Annotated in this window: 12 protein-coding genes; 3 read left to right on the plus strand and 9 right to left on the minus strand. The window is 43.3% G+C overall.

What is annotated here, in order from left to right; translation table 11 throughout:
- Nucleotides 1–62 precede the first annotated feature (62 nt).
- Together CHA01nite_RS13515 and CHA01nite_RS13520 are read left to right on the plus strand one after the other, a co-directional pair.
- Complete coding sequence (locus CHA01nite_RS13515; RefSeq protein ID WP_146942229.1) at nt 63–908, plus strand: hypothetical protein; 846 nt, start codon at nt 63–65, stop codon at nt 906–908.
- 260 nt (nt 909–1,168) lie between these two features.
- A complete protein-coding gene (locus tag CHA01nite_RS13520) occupies nt 1,169–1,384 on the plus strand; it encodes a hypothetical protein (RefSeq protein WP_146942231.1) in 216 nt (71 codons plus the stop codon).
- Nucleotides 1,385–1,651: 267 nt separating this feature from the next.
- Here CHA01nite_RS13520 and carB read toward each other — a convergent pair whose 3' ends face one another.
- From carB to CHA01nite_RS13545, 5 genes are all read right to left on the minus strand, one after another.
- Nucleotides 1,652–4,834 carry a carbamoyl-phosphate synthase large subunit gene (carB, locus tag CHA01nite_RS13525; protein WP_146942233.1) on the minus strand — a complete coding sequence of 1,061 codons (3,183 nt, stop codon included), beginning with the start codon at nt 4,832–4,834 and terminating at the stop codon, nt 1,652–1,654.
- Between the two features lie 153 nt (nt 4,835–4,987).
- Nucleotides 4,988–6,070 carry a carbamoyl phosphate synthase small subunit gene (locus CHA01nite_RS13530; RefSeq protein WP_146942235.1) on the minus strand — a complete coding sequence of 361 codons (1,083 nt, stop codon included), beginning with the start codon at nt 6,068–6,070 and terminating at the stop codon, nt 4,988–4,990.
- Between the two features lie 180 nt (nt 6,071–6,250).
- Complete coding sequence (locus CHA01nite_RS13535; RefSeq protein WP_146942237.1) at nt 6,251–7,141, minus strand: aspartate carbamoyltransferase catalytic subunit; 891 nt, start codon at nt 7,139–7,141, stop codon at nt 6,251–6,253.
- 209 nt (nt 7,142–7,350) lie between these two features.
- Nucleotides 7,351–8,532 (minus strand): ergothioneine biosynthesis protein EgtB, encoded by a 1,182-nt coding sequence (gene egtB / locus CHA01nite_RS13540; protein ID WP_228458415.1) that lies wholly within the window; start codon nt 8,530–8,532, stop codon nt 7,351–7,353.
- Nucleotides 8,533–8,550: 18 nt separating this feature from the next.
- Nucleotides 8,551–9,540, minus strand: coding sequence for an L-histidine N(alpha)-methyltransferase (locus CHA01nite_RS13545; RefSeq protein ID WP_146942239.1), 990 nt, complete (start codon nt 9,538–9,540; stop codon nt 8,551–8,553).
- Nucleotides 9,541–9,704: 164 nt separating this feature from the next.
- On the opposite strand from CHA01nite_RS13545, the gene CHA01nite_RS13550 reads away from it, so the two are divergent.
- Nucleotides 9,705–10,166, plus strand: a complete 462-nt coding sequence (locus CHA01nite_RS13550; RefSeq protein WP_146942241.1) for an Lrp/AsnC family transcriptional regulator — start codon at nt 9,705–9,707, stop codon at nt 10,164–10,166.
- Between the two features lie 383 nt (nt 10,167–10,549).
- On the opposite strand, the gene argH is transcribed toward CHA01nite_RS13550, so the two are convergent.
- The 4 genes from argH to CHA01nite_RS13570 form a co-directional block, all read right to left on the minus strand.
- Nucleotides 10,550–11,854, minus strand: coding sequence for an argininosuccinate lyase (gene argH, locus CHA01nite_RS13555; protein ID WP_146942243.1), 1,305 nt, complete (start codon nt 11,852–11,854; stop codon nt 10,550–10,552).
- A 141-nt stretch (nt 11,855–11,995) separates the two neighbouring features.
- The gene (locus tag CHA01nite_RS13560; protein WP_146942245.1) at nt 11,996–13,087 is read right to left on the minus strand and encodes a M20 family metallo-hydrolase; all 1,092 of its coding nucleotides are present in this window, start codon (nt 13,085–13,087) and stop codon (nt 11,996–11,998) included.
- A complete protein-coding gene (gene argB, locus CHA01nite_RS13565) occupies nt 13,062–13,856 on the minus strand; it encodes an acetylglutamate kinase (RefSeq protein WP_146942247.1) in 795 nt (264 codons plus the stop codon). Before argB ends, CHA01nite_RS13560 begins: the two co-directional genes overlap by 26 nt.
- A gap of 58 nt (nt 13,857–13,914) precedes the next feature.
- Nucleotides 13,915–14,874, minus strand: a complete 960-nt coding sequence (locus CHA01nite_RS13570; RefSeq protein ID WP_146942249.1) for a Rossmann-fold NAD(P)-binding domain-containing protein — start codon at nt 14,872–14,874, stop codon at nt 13,915–13,917.
- Nucleotides 14,875–15,246 lie beyond the last annotated feature (372 nt).

Consider the following 15,246-nt stretch of genomic DNA (forward strand, 5'->3'; position numbering starts at 1 on the left):
CCGTTATTCTTTTGGTCCGGATAAAAACTAATTTTATTTTTACGTCCAGTTAAAATCATCAGATGTTCAAAATAACCTCACTCTTTCTGTTTTTATTTTCTTTATCCGTTATCGATGCGCAGGAAATCATTCCGTTCAGAATGACGAAATACAATAACCTCATCGTTAAAGCGGAGGTCAACGGGAAAGATTCTTTAGATCTCATGTTCCAGATTGCGATGGAAGAAGCTTCGATTTCCCCGGAACGGAAAAGAAGTGCCGGTCATATTGTTTTCAAGGACGGAATCAGTGACGGAAATACGGTATCCATTGGAAAACATTCCTTTCGGGACATCCGTTTTTTTGATAATGAGCTCACCGGTCATGAAGCGGACGGGAAGATCGGGACCGGAATCTTTAAAGGAAAAATTTTTAAAATCGATTATGATAACAGCCGGTTTGTCGTGTATGAAACCATGCCCGACCTGAAAGGTTACCGGGCCATTCCATTAATGTACCGGAACGGACAGCTTTTTATTCAGGCAGAAAACATTATAGCCGGGAAACCTGTAAGTACCGGTTTTCTCCTGCAATCCGGCTATTCCGGCGGAATTATTTACAGCAACGTCTTTGCCGACGGAAAAGATCTCGACCAAAAATTAAAAATCACCGGTAAAAAAACACTGAGGAACTCAGCCGGAAAAAGCATCACCACCAAGAACGGGATCCTGCCGATGCTGAAGATCGGAAAATTTGCGCTCAAAGAAGTATCCGCAGGATTTTTTACCGGAGAACTTAAAACCCAGAAAGCAAGCTATCTCGGCGCCGATGTTCTGAAAAGGTTCAACTGGATTTTTGACGCGGAACGGAAGACGGTTTATATCATGCCCAGCAGATATTTTACGGATGTTTATTTTAAAATAAACTAATGTGAACCCGAAAAAGAACCTGTATGAACAGGTTGGAAGAGGGAAGCCGGATGCCGGAAGTTTCTTTTGTCAAAATAGGATCAAAGGTTCTGATGATCAAACTAAATCTTTTATCATTGTCTGATCGTGCTCTTATTTAAAATTCTGAATAAATAAACTTAATTTTAATTTTTAATTGATTAAACAATTGAATATAAGTTAAATACAGTCTGGATTACTGTAAACTAAGGGCAATCTTTTATTTCCAGAATACTTTGGTTTTGGAAACCTATGGGGTTTATAGCCCCGATAGCAGCGGCATCCTTTTTCTGAAATGGCCCGGAGCGGCGGCAGAAAAAGATACAGCGGATAGCGGGAAAAAGCTCCTTAAAAATCAAATTCATGTAAACAAAAGCCTTGTTTATGTTCTGACCGGACAAGCGAAGATGTTGAGAATACCGGATCAAATTTTATTTTACGGGATGCCTGAAGTTTGATGCTGCAGCGGAAAATGATCAGTACGACGGTTCAGGTATTACGTAAAAACCTAACGGATTTTGGAAACCTGTTAGGTTTGAGCTAAGAACTATTTGCTCCTAACTTCCGATGAAGATCATTCCGTACATTTCATTTACAAAATTAAAAAAGAAAATCGATACCTCAGGATTTATACAGTACTCCACACTTCCCAAAATCCTGAGCAATACCCAAAAAAAGCGGAAGAAAAAATCTCCCGCTTTTATTTATTTAAAAAGATCCGAAAACTACATCGTTTCCATCTTAAAGCTCATACTTTCAATAACTTTCAGGATGGCTTCTACGGTATCCATGGAAGTGAGGCAAGGTACGCCGTTTTCTACGGACATCCTTCTGATCTGGAATCCGTCTCTTTCAGACTGCTTTCCTTTCGTCATCGTATTCACTACATACTGCACTTTTCCTTTCTGGATCAGGTCGATCAGGTTGACGTCATCTTCACCGATTTTATATCCTATTTTACAAGGAATCCCCTGCTCTCCGAAGAATTTTGCCGTTCCTTCCGTAGCCCAGATCCTGAAGCCTACTTCATGGAATCTTGCCGCCAGGTCTGCAGCTTCCTGCTTATGCTTATCGGCTACGGTAAAGAGGATGGAACCGTGCATCGGAACTTTTCTTCCTGCGGCAACCAGTCCTTTGTAAAGGGCTTTTTCCAGAGTGGTGTCTTTCCCCATGACTTCTCCGGTAGACTTCATTTCAGGGCCCAGGGAGATATCCACTTTCGTTAGTTTGGAGAAAGAGAAGACCGGTACTTTTACGAAAACGCCTTCCTTATTCGGAACCAGTCCGTTTTTATATCCCAGATCAGCTAGTTTCTGACCTAAAATGGCCTTCGTAGCCAGGTTGGCCATCGGCACTTCCGTGATTTTGGAAAGGAAAGGAACCGTTCTTGATGAACGCGGATTTACCTCGATGACATACACATTCCCTTCGAAAAGAACGTACTGGATATTCATCAATCCGACTACTTTGAGGCCTTTGGCCAGTCTCTGGGTATAATCCACCAAAGTGTCGATCTCGCTCTGCGAAATATTCTGTGGAGGATATACGGCGATCGAGTCTCCGGAGTGGACCCCTGCCCTTTCGATATGCTCCATGATTCCCGGGATCACTACCGTTTCACCGTCGCAGATGGCATCGACTTCGATTTCTTTTCCAACCATATAGCGGTCAACCAATACCGGATGTTCCGGACTTGCATCTACGGCAAACTCCATATAATGTGCCAGTTCGCTTTCAGAATAAACGATTTCCATCGCACGCCCTCCCAGGACGTAGCTCGGACGCACCAACACCGGATATCCGATTTCGTTGGCAATCTCGATGGCTTCCTCCTTAGACGTTGAAGTTTTCCCCAGCGGCTGAGGAATCTGCATTTCCTGCAGTGCTTTTTCAAATTTATCCCTGTTTTCCGCTCTGTCTAAATCTTCCAGCGTAGTTCCTAAAATCTGAACGCCGTGGGAAGCTAATTTATCGGCTAAATTGATGGCCGTCTGCCCCCCGAACTGTACCACGACCCCTTTCGGTTGTTCAAGCTCGATGATGTTCATTACGTCTTCTTCCGTCAGCGGTTCAAAATACAGTTTGTCTGAGATCGAGAAGTCGGTGGAAACCGTTTCCGGGTTATTGTTGATGATGATGGCTTCGTAACCCATTTCCTTGATCGCCCAAACGGAGTGAACCGTTGCATAGTCGAATTCTACCCCCTGTCCGATTCTGATCGGTCCTGAACCCAGTACGATGATCTTTTCCTTGTCGGAAACCACACTTTCGTTTTCTTCTTCGTAAGTTCCGTAGAAATAAGGCGTTTCAGATTCAAACTCTGCGGCACAGGTATCCACCATTTTGTAGACCGGCATGATTCCGTTTTCTTTTCTGAAATTGAAGACTTCCCGCTCGGTAACATTCCAGAGAATTGCGATGTTTACATCGGCAAAACCAAGCTTTTTCGATTCAATTAATATTTCTTTATCAAATTTATTTTCAGCAATCGTTTTCTCGAAATCAACCAGTTTTTTCAGTTTCCAGATGAAGAATTTATCGATCTTGCTCCATTCCACAATCTGTTCCCAGTCGTAGCCTCTTCTCAGGGCATCACCGATGATGAACAGTCTCTCGTCATCACAAACCCTGATTCTTCTTTCGATTTCCTCTTCCGTTAAAGCCTGTGCCTGTTTTGTTTTCAGTCCCAGATGCTTGATTCCGGTTTCCAGGGAACGGATGGCCTTCTGTAAAGACTCCTCGAAGTTTCTTCCGATGGCCATTACCTCACCCGTCGCTTTCATCTGGGTGGATAATCTCCGGTCTGCCGTTTCAAACTTATCGAACGGGAATCTCGGGAACTTCGTTACCACATAGTCCAGGGCCGGTTCGAAGCAGGCGTATGTTTTTCCCGTTACCGGGTTCATGATTTCATCCAGCGTTAATCCTACCGCAATTTTGGCAGCGATCTTTGCAATCGGGTATCCTGTTGCTTTTGATGCTAAAGCCGATGAACGGGAAACCCTAGGGTTTACCTCGATGATGTAATAGTTGAATGAATGAGGGTCTAAGGCCAGCTGCACATTGCATCCCCCTTCGATACCCAACGCTCTGATGATTTTCAGGGAAGCATTTCTCAGCAATTGGTATTCTCTGTCTGAAAGCGTCTGGGAAGGTGCCACGACGATCGAATCTCCGGTATGTACACCCACCGGATCGATGTTCTCCATGTTACAAACCACGATGGCGTTGTCATTGGCATCACGCATTACCTCGTATTCGATTTCTTTGAAACCGGCAATGGAATTCTCGATCAGACACTGCGTCACCGGGCTGTGCTTTAATCCCAGTTCAGCAATTTCTTTCAGTTCTGCCTCGTTGGAAGCGATTCCGCCTCCTGTTCCGCCCATTGTAAAGGCAGGACGGACGATGACCGGATAACCGATTCTGTCGGCAAAATCCAATGCGCCCTCTACCGTATTTACAATATCGGATTCCGGTACCGGCTCATTCAGTTCTCTCATCAGCTCACGGAAAAGATCACGGTCTTCCGCCCGGTTGATGGCTGAAAGTTTGGTTCCCAATACCTCAACTTTGCACTCTTCAAGAATCCCTGATTTTTCCAGCTCTACCGCCATGTTCAGTCCGGTCTGGCCTCCTAAGGTCGGTAACAGTGCGTCCGGACGTTCTTTTCTGATGATGTGGCTTACAAACTGAAGGGAAATGGGTTCGATGTATACCTTGTCCGCGATTTCCACATCCGTCATGATCGTTGCCGGGTTGGAGTTGATCAGAATGACTTTATAGCCTTCCTCTCTCAAAGATAAGCAGGCCTGTGTCCCTGCATAATCGAATTCAGCTGCCTGACCGATGATGATGGGTCCTGATCCGATTACCAAAATTGTTTTTATATCTGTACGTTTTGCCATTTTATTTTTTTTAATTTTTCCGTTACGGAGATGATCCGCATTCATTGTTGTTTTGCACGGTTTTAGCCGTGGTCATTGTCATTGAACCATTTCATGGTTCGGTAGATATATCATTCCGTCATGCGGATGGAAACCGATATATATTACGGATTGTTAAACCGGTACGTTTTTAAATTCGTTCATCATCTCGATGAAATCATCAAACAGGTAATTTGCATCTTCAGGGCCCGGGCTTGCTTCCGGGTGGTATTGTACCGAGAAACAAGGGTGGATCTTATGCTTCAGGCCTTCGTTGGTCCTGTCATTCAGTGCAATATGCGTTTCGATAAGGTCCGTATCTTTTAAGCTTTCCTGGTCTACGGCATATCCGTGGTTCTGGGAAGTGATGGCCACTTTGTTATTTTCCAGATCCAGAACCGGATGGTTTCCTCCACGGTGTCCGAATTTCAGCTTAAATGTTCTGGCACCACAAGCTAGCCCGATCAATTGGTGCCCTAAACAGATTCCGAAGATCGGCACTTTCCCTAAGATTCCGCGGATCATTTCCAGGGCCTGCTGGTTGTCTTCAGGATCACCGGGACCGTTGGACAGCATCACCCCGTCCGGATTCATTAATAAGATTTCTTCTGCCGTTACATCCTGTGAAACCACGGTAATGTCACAGTTTCTCTGAGACAGTTCGCGGATGATTCCTAATTTGGAACCGAAATCCACCAGCACCACTTTCAGTCCTCTGCCCGGATTGGCATATGGCGTCTTCGTAGATACCGTTTCCACCTGGTTGGTTGGGAAGGTGGTTGATTTTAATTCGGCAACGACGGTGTTTTCGTCAGCATCGGCATTCACGATCTTTCCTTTTACAACGCCGTGGTTACGGAGCACTCTCGTCAGCCTCCGGGTGTCTATTCCTGAAATCCCGGAAAGGTTTTTCTTTTTAAACAGCTCATCCAGCGTAATCTGCGTACGGAAGTTGGAGGGGAAATCGCAGAGTTCTTTTACGATCAGCCCTTTGATGGCCGGCTCGATGCTTTCATAATCGTCACGGTTAATACCATAATTACCGATAAGCGGATAGGTCATGCAAACAATCTGTCCGCAGTAGGAAGGGTCGGAAATAAGTTCCTGATACCCCGTCATTCCGGTATTGAAAACCACTTCTCCTGCCGTTTCCAACGCTGCTCCGAAACCTTTTCCATGAAACACTTCACCGGACTCAAGTATTAATTTTTTCTTCATTTTAAACTTTTATCTCTTATTATTTTATTCTTACTTAATTTTTTTTAAACCACCCCGTCAAAATTCAAAGAATTTTGCCACTCCTCCGGAGGAGGGGAATTTTGCGGTGGATATTTGATTCTGCTGAATTGTTGATTCAGGACACATCAAACTTTTTACTTTTACCTTTTTACGTGGTTCTTATTTAAAGGTATATCCTTCTTTCTCCAGGGCTTCCTTCAAGATGGCCATCCTGGCAAAAACGCCGTTCTGCATCTGCCTGAATATCCTTGAACGTCCGCATTCCACGAGGTCGGTATCGATTTCCACGCCGCGGTTGATGGGTGCCGGGTGCATGATGATGGCTTCTTTTTTCATAGCTCTTTCCCTTTCCTTGGTCAATCCGTATTTTCGGTGGTATTCGGAAGCGGAGAAGCTCATTTTGGAATCGTGCCTTTCGTGCTGGATTCTCAGGAGCATCAGCACGTCCACTTCATGAATCATTTCGTCAACACTCAGGTAAGTCCCGTTGATCAGGGCTCCTTCGTCGAACCACTGTTCCGGACCGGAAAAATAAACTTTAGCCCCCAGTCTTCTCAGAGCTTCGGCATTGGAATTGGCCACCCGGCTGTGTTTTACGTCGCCTACAATGCCTACTTTCAGTCCTTCGAATTTCCCGAATTCCTGATAGATCGTCATCAGGTCGAGCATACACTGGGATGGGTGGTTCCCGGTACCGTCGCCTCCGTTGATCACAGGGATTTTAATGTTTTTCAGCTCATCGAAATACCGGTCTTTTTTATCCCTGATCACCACCAGGTTCACGCCCAGGCTTTCAATTGTTTTTACCGTATCGTATAAACTTTCGCCTTTGTTTACGGAACTGTTGGAGGCATCGAACGGAACGACCTGCAATCCTAATTTTCTTTCGGCAATATCAAAGCTGGTCTTCGTCCGGGTACTGTCTTCAAAGAAAAGGTTGGAACAGAATACGTCTCCTTCAATTCGGGCAGTCTTCCCTTCTGCAAAGCCCAATGCTTCCTGTACTATTCGGTTGATTCTCTCGGTGCTCAGTTCTGTAATCGTAAACATAATATTCTAAAATTTTTACAAAAAAAAAGCGAAGAAAATATCTTCGCTTAAAATAAATAAATATCGTAAAGGGCGTCTACGCCCGGTAATTCTAATGATATAAATACTGTGTTATTCATTAGGTGCAAAGATAAGACAATTCTTCAAAATGACAAAACGGAATTTGATTGTTTTTTAATTTTTATAACTGAAATATCACAGCACCTTTGTTAACGCGCAAGCCGGATTCCCGTAAACTGCCATTGCAGCCGTGCATGAAAGAAATTACGGTACGTATTCCTGCTGTGTCCTTCCGGAGTTGCGATGGAGGCACCGCGCAAAACCATCTGATTCACCATAAATTTCCCGTTATATTCCCCTACCGCTCCGGCCACTTTCTTAAAGCCCGGATAAGGAAGATAAGCGCTGCCGGTCCATTCCCAACGTTTTCCCCACTCTAAATGATCCGAGGCGACTTCCCATTCGGCTTCTGTAGGAAGGCGCATCCCTTTCCAGGAAGCAAAGGCTGAAGCCTCGTAAAAATTGATATGGGAAACTGCTTCTTCAGGATTGATTTCCTGTAATCCTTGTAAGGTATACTGCATCCATTTTCCGTCAACCAGATGCCAATACAAAGGAGCGGCTGCATTACTTTCCTTCACCCAGTCCCAGCCTTCCGCATGCCAGTGCCGGAAATCGGTATACCCTCCGTCACTGATAAATTCAAGGTATTCGGCGTTGCTGACCAATCCCGCAGAAATTTCAAAATCATTCAGATATACTTTATGCCGGTTCAGCTCATTATCAAAACAAAAGTCTTCGCCTTCAAATCCTATTTCATAAATCCCTTCGGGAAAAGAGACCATTCCCTGTTTCTGAATGCCAGTTTTTTCCCAATCACAATGTTCATCGTAAGGCGGAAGTAAAGGGTTGTGACCCAGTATGAATTTAATATCAGTTAATAAAAGTTCCTGGTGTTGCTGTTCGTGGTTCAGGCCTAACTCAAAAAGAGTGCTCAGATCATCCGAAATCGTATTTTGAGATAAAAAAGCAGCCATATTCGCATCCACATATTCCCGGTACTTATAAATATCCGATACGGAAGGCCGGCTTAGATTTCCACGGTCCGTGCGGATAACCCTCGCCCCAATGGTTTCATAATAACTGTTGAACACGAAATTATACTGATCATTAAAAACCTTATAGCCTTCAAAATTCGGGATCAGTATGAAGGTTTCGAAAAACCAGGTAGTATGCCCGAGATGCCACTTTGGCGGACTTACATCCACCACCGGCTGAACCACATAGTCCTCAGTGGCAAGAGGCTTACAGATCTCAACGGAACGGTTCCTGATTTTCCGGTAACTGTTTAGCATTACTTTTTCAGCAGAGAGAATATTTTCTTCGATCATAACTTTTACCTTATTATATTAAACAACTTTCCAGATTGCATCAATGAACCATCCCTTTGAATCCGGTATGTGATTGATAGGTTTGAATCCGTTTTTTAAAGCCATGCCATCAGCTTCGTCTAAAGCATATTTCTGTGAAATTTCCATATAAACCGCTTCATTCTCTTTGAAATTAATCAGCTCATTTCCGATTCTCACCTGTTGATCTTCCAGACTGATGAGGTAACTCCGGCAAGCACCCGAAAGCGGGTCGTAAGTCTGGTAGTGTTTAAATGCATTTCTGTTGAAATTTCCGTCAAGTTCGTTATTGATCCTTTCCAGAAGATTCAGGTTGAAGGCAGCGGTAATCCCTTTTTCATCATTGTAAGCAGAAAGAATGATGTCCGGATCTTTTTTAAGATCAAAGCCGATCAAAAGAATATCCCCCGGATTAAGCTTCTTCCTCAATTCGCTGCAGAAATCATGCGCTTCCTCCACTTCCATATTTCCGATATTTCCTCCTAAGAACAGAATAACTTTTCTGCGGGACGAAATGCTATTGGCTTTATCCAGCATTTCAAAATATTCACCGTTCAGTCCCACAAGATCTAGTCCGGGAATTTCACCGGAAAGCCTTTCCCGGAGCACTGCAATGATATTTCCTGAAATATCGATCGGCATATATGTGAAATCGGCATTTTGGTTTACGAGATATTGCAGCAGGTGTGAAGATTTCGTTGCGTCACCGGCACCCAGTTCTACCAGATCAAACGGCGCATCAAATGCCTTGATAGCCCCGGCAAGTTCACCGGTTTTCTGAGTGAAAATTTCCATTTCGCAATCGGTGAGGTAATATTCCGGCATATTCATGATCTGCTGAAAAAGAACGTCGCCTTTCTGATCGTAGAAATATTTTGAAAGCAGGTGTTTGGGATTGGTTTTCAGACCGGTGATAATTTCATCTTCAAACTTTTGATGGGCTTCACAATCTGCACAGGAAACAGTTTCCATATTTATATTTTCGTCCATGGGTATGGGATTTTGGTAGACATTTTACAGCAATTATGCTGCCATTGGCAACCCGCAACCCAGCTATATTTTAAACATTTGTTAACAGGGTTTCGGAGCATCCACCGTAAAATCGTTGAAACATTTTTATAAAATCGTATATTTACGGCTCAAACCCCCGCAATATGGATTTAAAAGACAGGATGATTCTCAGCATCATTCAGGAAGATTCAACTTTATCAGTGAAGGAAATTTCAGAAAGAATCGGCCTTACCTTCACACCGACTTATGAACGGATAAAACAACTGGAAAAGAACGGAATTATCGAGAAGTACGTCGGCCTTTTAAACCGGGAAAAACTGGGACTGAATATTGTGGTTTACTGCAATGTCCGGCTTAAGGAACAGTCGAAAAAAGTTCTGGAAACCTTTGAGAAAAACATCATGCAGCATGATGAAGTCCAGGAAATCATCAGCCTTTCCGGCGAATACGATTACATGCTGAAAATTATAGCCAAAGACATTAATTCCTACAATAATTTTACCGTTAACGTAATTTCAAACATCCCGAATATCGGGCAATATCACAGCTCCATTGTGCTTCATGAAGTGAAGAAATCTACGAAGTTTAAAATTGATCTGGCTTAATTCAAATACAGTGTTTTATTAAATATCACGAAAAGGGAGAAAAGAATACTCTTTAATCTTCTGATATTTTTTGCTCCCTTAATCTATCCGTAGCCAAAAGATCACTTTTTATTATAAAGATTGGCTTTTGGCCTTGGTTATAACTAACGGATTCCGGCTTTATTAAATTTATTTTTTAATCGTTTATTTAAATGAAAGATTAAAATTCAGTTTGGTGGATCAGGATTTTGAATAAACTTCTTAATTACATGAATTTGAACCGCTTTAATTTATATTCAGTTATTTAATTGATTAAAAAAAATTAAGGCTAATCCAGTCAGGTTTTTTTAAATAGAATTCTCTTTAACTGACTGACAAAATGTTTCGGCTGGCTGATCATTAATTTACCCCAACAATTTATTTTTCACTTTATTAAACTGATATTCAATTTTATCCAGGCAAAGATTGCCAATACTTCCCTGATGCGTATGCTCTAAATTTTCCATTTTAAAATGGAAGGCATTGTTCTCAATTTCCTGTCCGACCTTAACATAAGCATCCCGGAAAGAGCTGCCGTTCTTCACTTCTTCATTGATCTTCTCCACACTGAACAGGTATTTATACTTTTCATCTTCCAGAATACCATCCTTTACCTGAATATTCGGCAACGTATAATTTAAAATCTCCAGGCATTCTTTCAGTGAATCGATGGCCGGGAACAGGATCTCCTTCGTAAGCTGCATATCGCGGTGATAGCCGGACGGCAGATTGTTCGTAAGTAAAATAAACTCATTTGGCAGCGACTGGATTCGGTTGCACCGTGCACGGACCAACTCGAAGATATCCGGATTCTTTTTGTGCGGCATAATGCTGCTTCCTGTTGTAAATTCTTTCGGAAAGCTGATAAAATCAAAATTCTGGCTCAGATACAAACATACATCGTACGAAAATTTCCCCAATGTTCCTGCCAGGGTGGCCATCGCCATGGCCAGCATTTTCTCGGATTTCCCGCGGGTCATCTGGGCATAAACGGAATTGTAGTTCATCGACTGGAAACCCAGGTTATAGGTCGTACTTTCCCGGTCGATCGGGAATGAAGAACCGTAGCCGGCCGCCGAACCCAAAGGGTTTTTATTAATGATATTTTTTACCGAAAACAGCATTTCCATATCATCCAGCAAGGCTTCTGCGTAAGCACCGAACCACAATCCGAATGAAGAAGGCATAGCCACCTGCAGATGGGTATACCCCGGAAGCAGTACGTTTTTATGCTGTTCGGCCAGTTGGATCAGCAGCTGGAAAAATTCATCCGTCAATGTTGCCGTTTCCCTGATTTCATCCAACAGGTACAGTTTGATATCCACCAGAACCTGATCATTTCTGGACCGGGCCGTGTGGATTTTCTTTCCGATATCTCCTAATCTGGCGATCAGAACCGACTCAATTTGCGAATGGATGTCTTCTGCATTTTTATCGATTTCAAAATTTCCCTGCTCAATGGTCTCTAAAATTTCCGCCAGGACAACCAGCATCTGTTCCGATTCTTCAACTGAAACAATCCCGGCTTCCGCCAGCATTTTGCAGTGGGCCATCGAACCCTTAACGTCGTACTTCGCCAGACGCTCATCAAAATCGAGGTCTTTCCCGACGGTAAAGGTATTGACCAAAGTATTGGTAGCATGGTCATCTTTCTGCCATATTTTTTTCATAAGTCTCTTTTTTGTTGAAAGATGGAAGCGGGAAACCGGAAGTTCACTACTAACCGCTTTATCTTCATTAATCATAAAAATTTGTCATTCTGCAAGAAAATATACTTTCGGGCATTACTAACTTCCGGCATCCATCATCCCTCACCCAGCCTGTAAAAACTTCTCCAGGATCTTAATATAAATCTCAATTCCCTCTTTGATTTCTTCGATGAAAATAAATTCATCAGCCGTATGGGAACGCGTGCTGTCGCCGGGTCCCAGTTTTACTGATGTACAGGGGATAATGGCCTGGTCGGATGAAGTTGGTGAGCCATAAGTGGTCCGGCCGATTTCCAGTCCCGCTTTTACAAACGGATGTCCCAGGGCAATTTTTGAAGAATTCAACCTGAATGACCGTGCTGTTAAATCAGAATTCATCTGCGACTGAATGATCCCGAAGACTTCTTTATTGGAATATTCATCCGTCACCCGTACATCCAGGGTGAACGTACAGGATTCCGGAACCACATTGTGCTGAATGCCTGCATGAATCCCGGAGAGCGTAACCTTTACTTCGCCCAGATAATCTGAAACTTTCGGAAACCGGAAGTTCAAAATACCCTGCAGGTCTGCCATACATTTCACAATCGAATTGTCTTCATTCGGATGTGCAGCGTGAGATGGGGTTCCTTTCATTTCGCCGTCGATCACCAGCAGCCCTTTTTCGGCAATCGCCAGGTTCATCTGTGTCGGTTCGCCTACAATAGCGAGTTCAATGTTCGGAAGCTGCGGAAAAAGGGCTTCGATTCCATCAAAACCGGATATTTCCTCTTCAGCCGTTAAAGCAATCACCAGGTTATACTGAAGGTCTTCCCTTTCATAAAAATGTAAAAAAACCTGCGCCATCGAGACCAGCGAAGCCCCTGCATCATTACTTCCCAACCCGAATAATTTCCCTTCTTTTTCAATTGGCAAAAACGGATCCAGCGTATAGGCTTTGTTCGGTTTTACCGTGTCATGATGGGTATTCAGCAAAACGGAAGGTTTGAAAATATCAAAATTTTTGTTCACTGCCCAGATGTTATTTTTAAAACGCTTGGTAGGGATCGCATGCTTTCTGAAGAAGTTTTCAATCTCCACCGAGGTATTGAATTCATCTTTGCTGAATGAAGGAATTTCAATCAGCCTTTTTAATAATTCTACGGCGTTATCCAGCAATTCTTCCTGGCTATAAACAGATTTCAGTTCCTGCATGATGATTTTCGATATGGTTTTTCAGTTCGGTTTCTTTAATGAGAAATACTTTGTTCACTTTATTTTTTACGGCTCCGAGGGCATTTTCAAGTTTGGGAAGAATGCCTTTATGCAGTTTCCCTTCATTTTTTAATAAAGAAAATTCCTCTTCGGAAATATTCCTGATCACCGATTCCGGATTGTTTACGTCTTCCAGGACGCCTTCCTTATCAAAACAATACAATAATTCCACTTCATATTTAATAGACAGCGCCTGTGCAATAACCGAAGCAATGGTATCGGCATTGGTATTGAAAAGATGGCCTTTCTTATCGTGGGTGATGGCCGAGAAAACAGGGACCAGATCCAGTTTCATCAATTTCGAAATCAGCTTTTTGTTTACGCCTTTCTCAGTAATATCGCCTACAAACCCGAAATCGATTTCCGCATCTTCCCTTTTCTTAGCTTTAATTAAATTCGCGTCCGCTCCGGAGAAACCGATGGCCTTGCACTTCTTCTGCTGGAGTTTGGCCACGATATTTTTATTGATTCCGCCGGCATACACCATAGCTACCAGATCTAAGGTGTCTTTATCGGTGATCCGCCGTCCATTGACCATCTTCTGTTCAATGCCCAGCTTATCCGCTAAAGTGGTGGCCAGTTTGCCGCCGCCGTGCACCAGGATCTTCTTCTCCTGAATCGCTGCAAACTGCTCAAGAAATTCTTCCAGCAATTCCTCGTCGTCGATCAGTGCGCCGCCTATTTTGATGATGTATAATTTTTCTTTCATATCTTTTTTTCCAAACCTTCTCCAAACCTCATAGGTTTTGAAAACCTGTGAGATTTAATTATTTAGCATTAAGTTCATCCAGAATTTCAGAAAACACGGCCTGTGCCGAAAAAATCCGGTTTTTGGCCTGCCGGTAAATGATCGAATTTTCTCCGTCCATTACCTCATCGCTTAACTCCACATTTCTGCGGACCGGAAGGCAGTGCATGACTTTAGCATCATTGGTCACTTCGAGTTTTTCATTGGTCAGCATCCAGTTCTCCTTTACTTCAGGCATTGCCGCATAATCATCAAAGGACGACCAGTTTTTTACATAAACGAAATCGGCATCTTTCAGGGCTTCATCCTGATCGTGGATAACGGGTACCGCTTTGGTGAAATTTCGGTCCAGGTCATAACCTTCCGGATTGGTGATCACGAAATCGACCTCCATTTCCTGCATCCATTCGGCAAAAGAATTTCCTACGGCCTGTGCGATCGGCTTGATATGCGGCGCCCAGGTAAGAACCACTTTCGGTTTCCGTTCTCCGGTCCGGTTTTCGGTAATCGTGATACAGTCTGCCAGGCTCTGCAAAGGATGCCGTGTGGCAGATTCGAGAGAAATAACCGGAACTTTTGCGTGCTGCTCAAACTGGCTCAGGATGCTTTCATTCACATCATCTTCCTTGTTTTTCATCCCGGCAAAACAGCGTACGGCAATAATATCGCAATACTGGTTCAGGACTTCGATGGCGTCTTTGATGTGCTCTACCGTATCGCCGTTCATCACCGCGCCGTCTGCGAATTCCAGGTTCCACGCTTCCTGTGCGGCATTTAAGGTTAAGACATTCAACCCTAAATTCTGTGCGGCAATCTGGCTGCTCAAACGGGTCCGTAAACTGGAGTTCAAAAAGACCAGTCCGATGGTTTTTCCTTTCCCTTTATCCGGTTCCGAGAGCGGATTTTCTTTGATGAGCAATGCTTTCTTTATGATTTCCTGTAAGTTGTCAACATCACTTACAGCAGTAAACTTTTTCATTGTAATACATTTTTAGGAGCCTCCGGTTATTGTTTTTTTTCTTACATGGATGATGACGTGGCTTCGACTCCGCTAGCCACCGGGTCATCGAATTTCAACCACCAGCGAACCAAAACCATTGAAAATCTTTGATTTTGCCTCAAGTATTTTTATTATTTATGAATCGGCGAACCTCTTCGAGGTTTCTTCTTCTGTGATCTAAATATTCGTAACTCTTCAATTTTAAATCTTATGCTAATGTGTCAAAAAGCTTGTGTAACTTTTGTGGTTAAATTCTTTAACGGAACGCAGCGTGGCTTCGAGAACCTCAGCCACCGGACCGTTAATCTTTCAAAATAAAACGTTACCTGAAAAATCTTCGATTTTTTATCT

Origin of the sequence: Chryseobacterium hagamense (assembly GCF_007991455.1) — a bacterium.
GTDB lineage: Bacteria > Bacteroidota > Bacteroidia > Flavobacteriales > Weeksellaceae > Chryseobacterium > Chryseobacterium hagamense.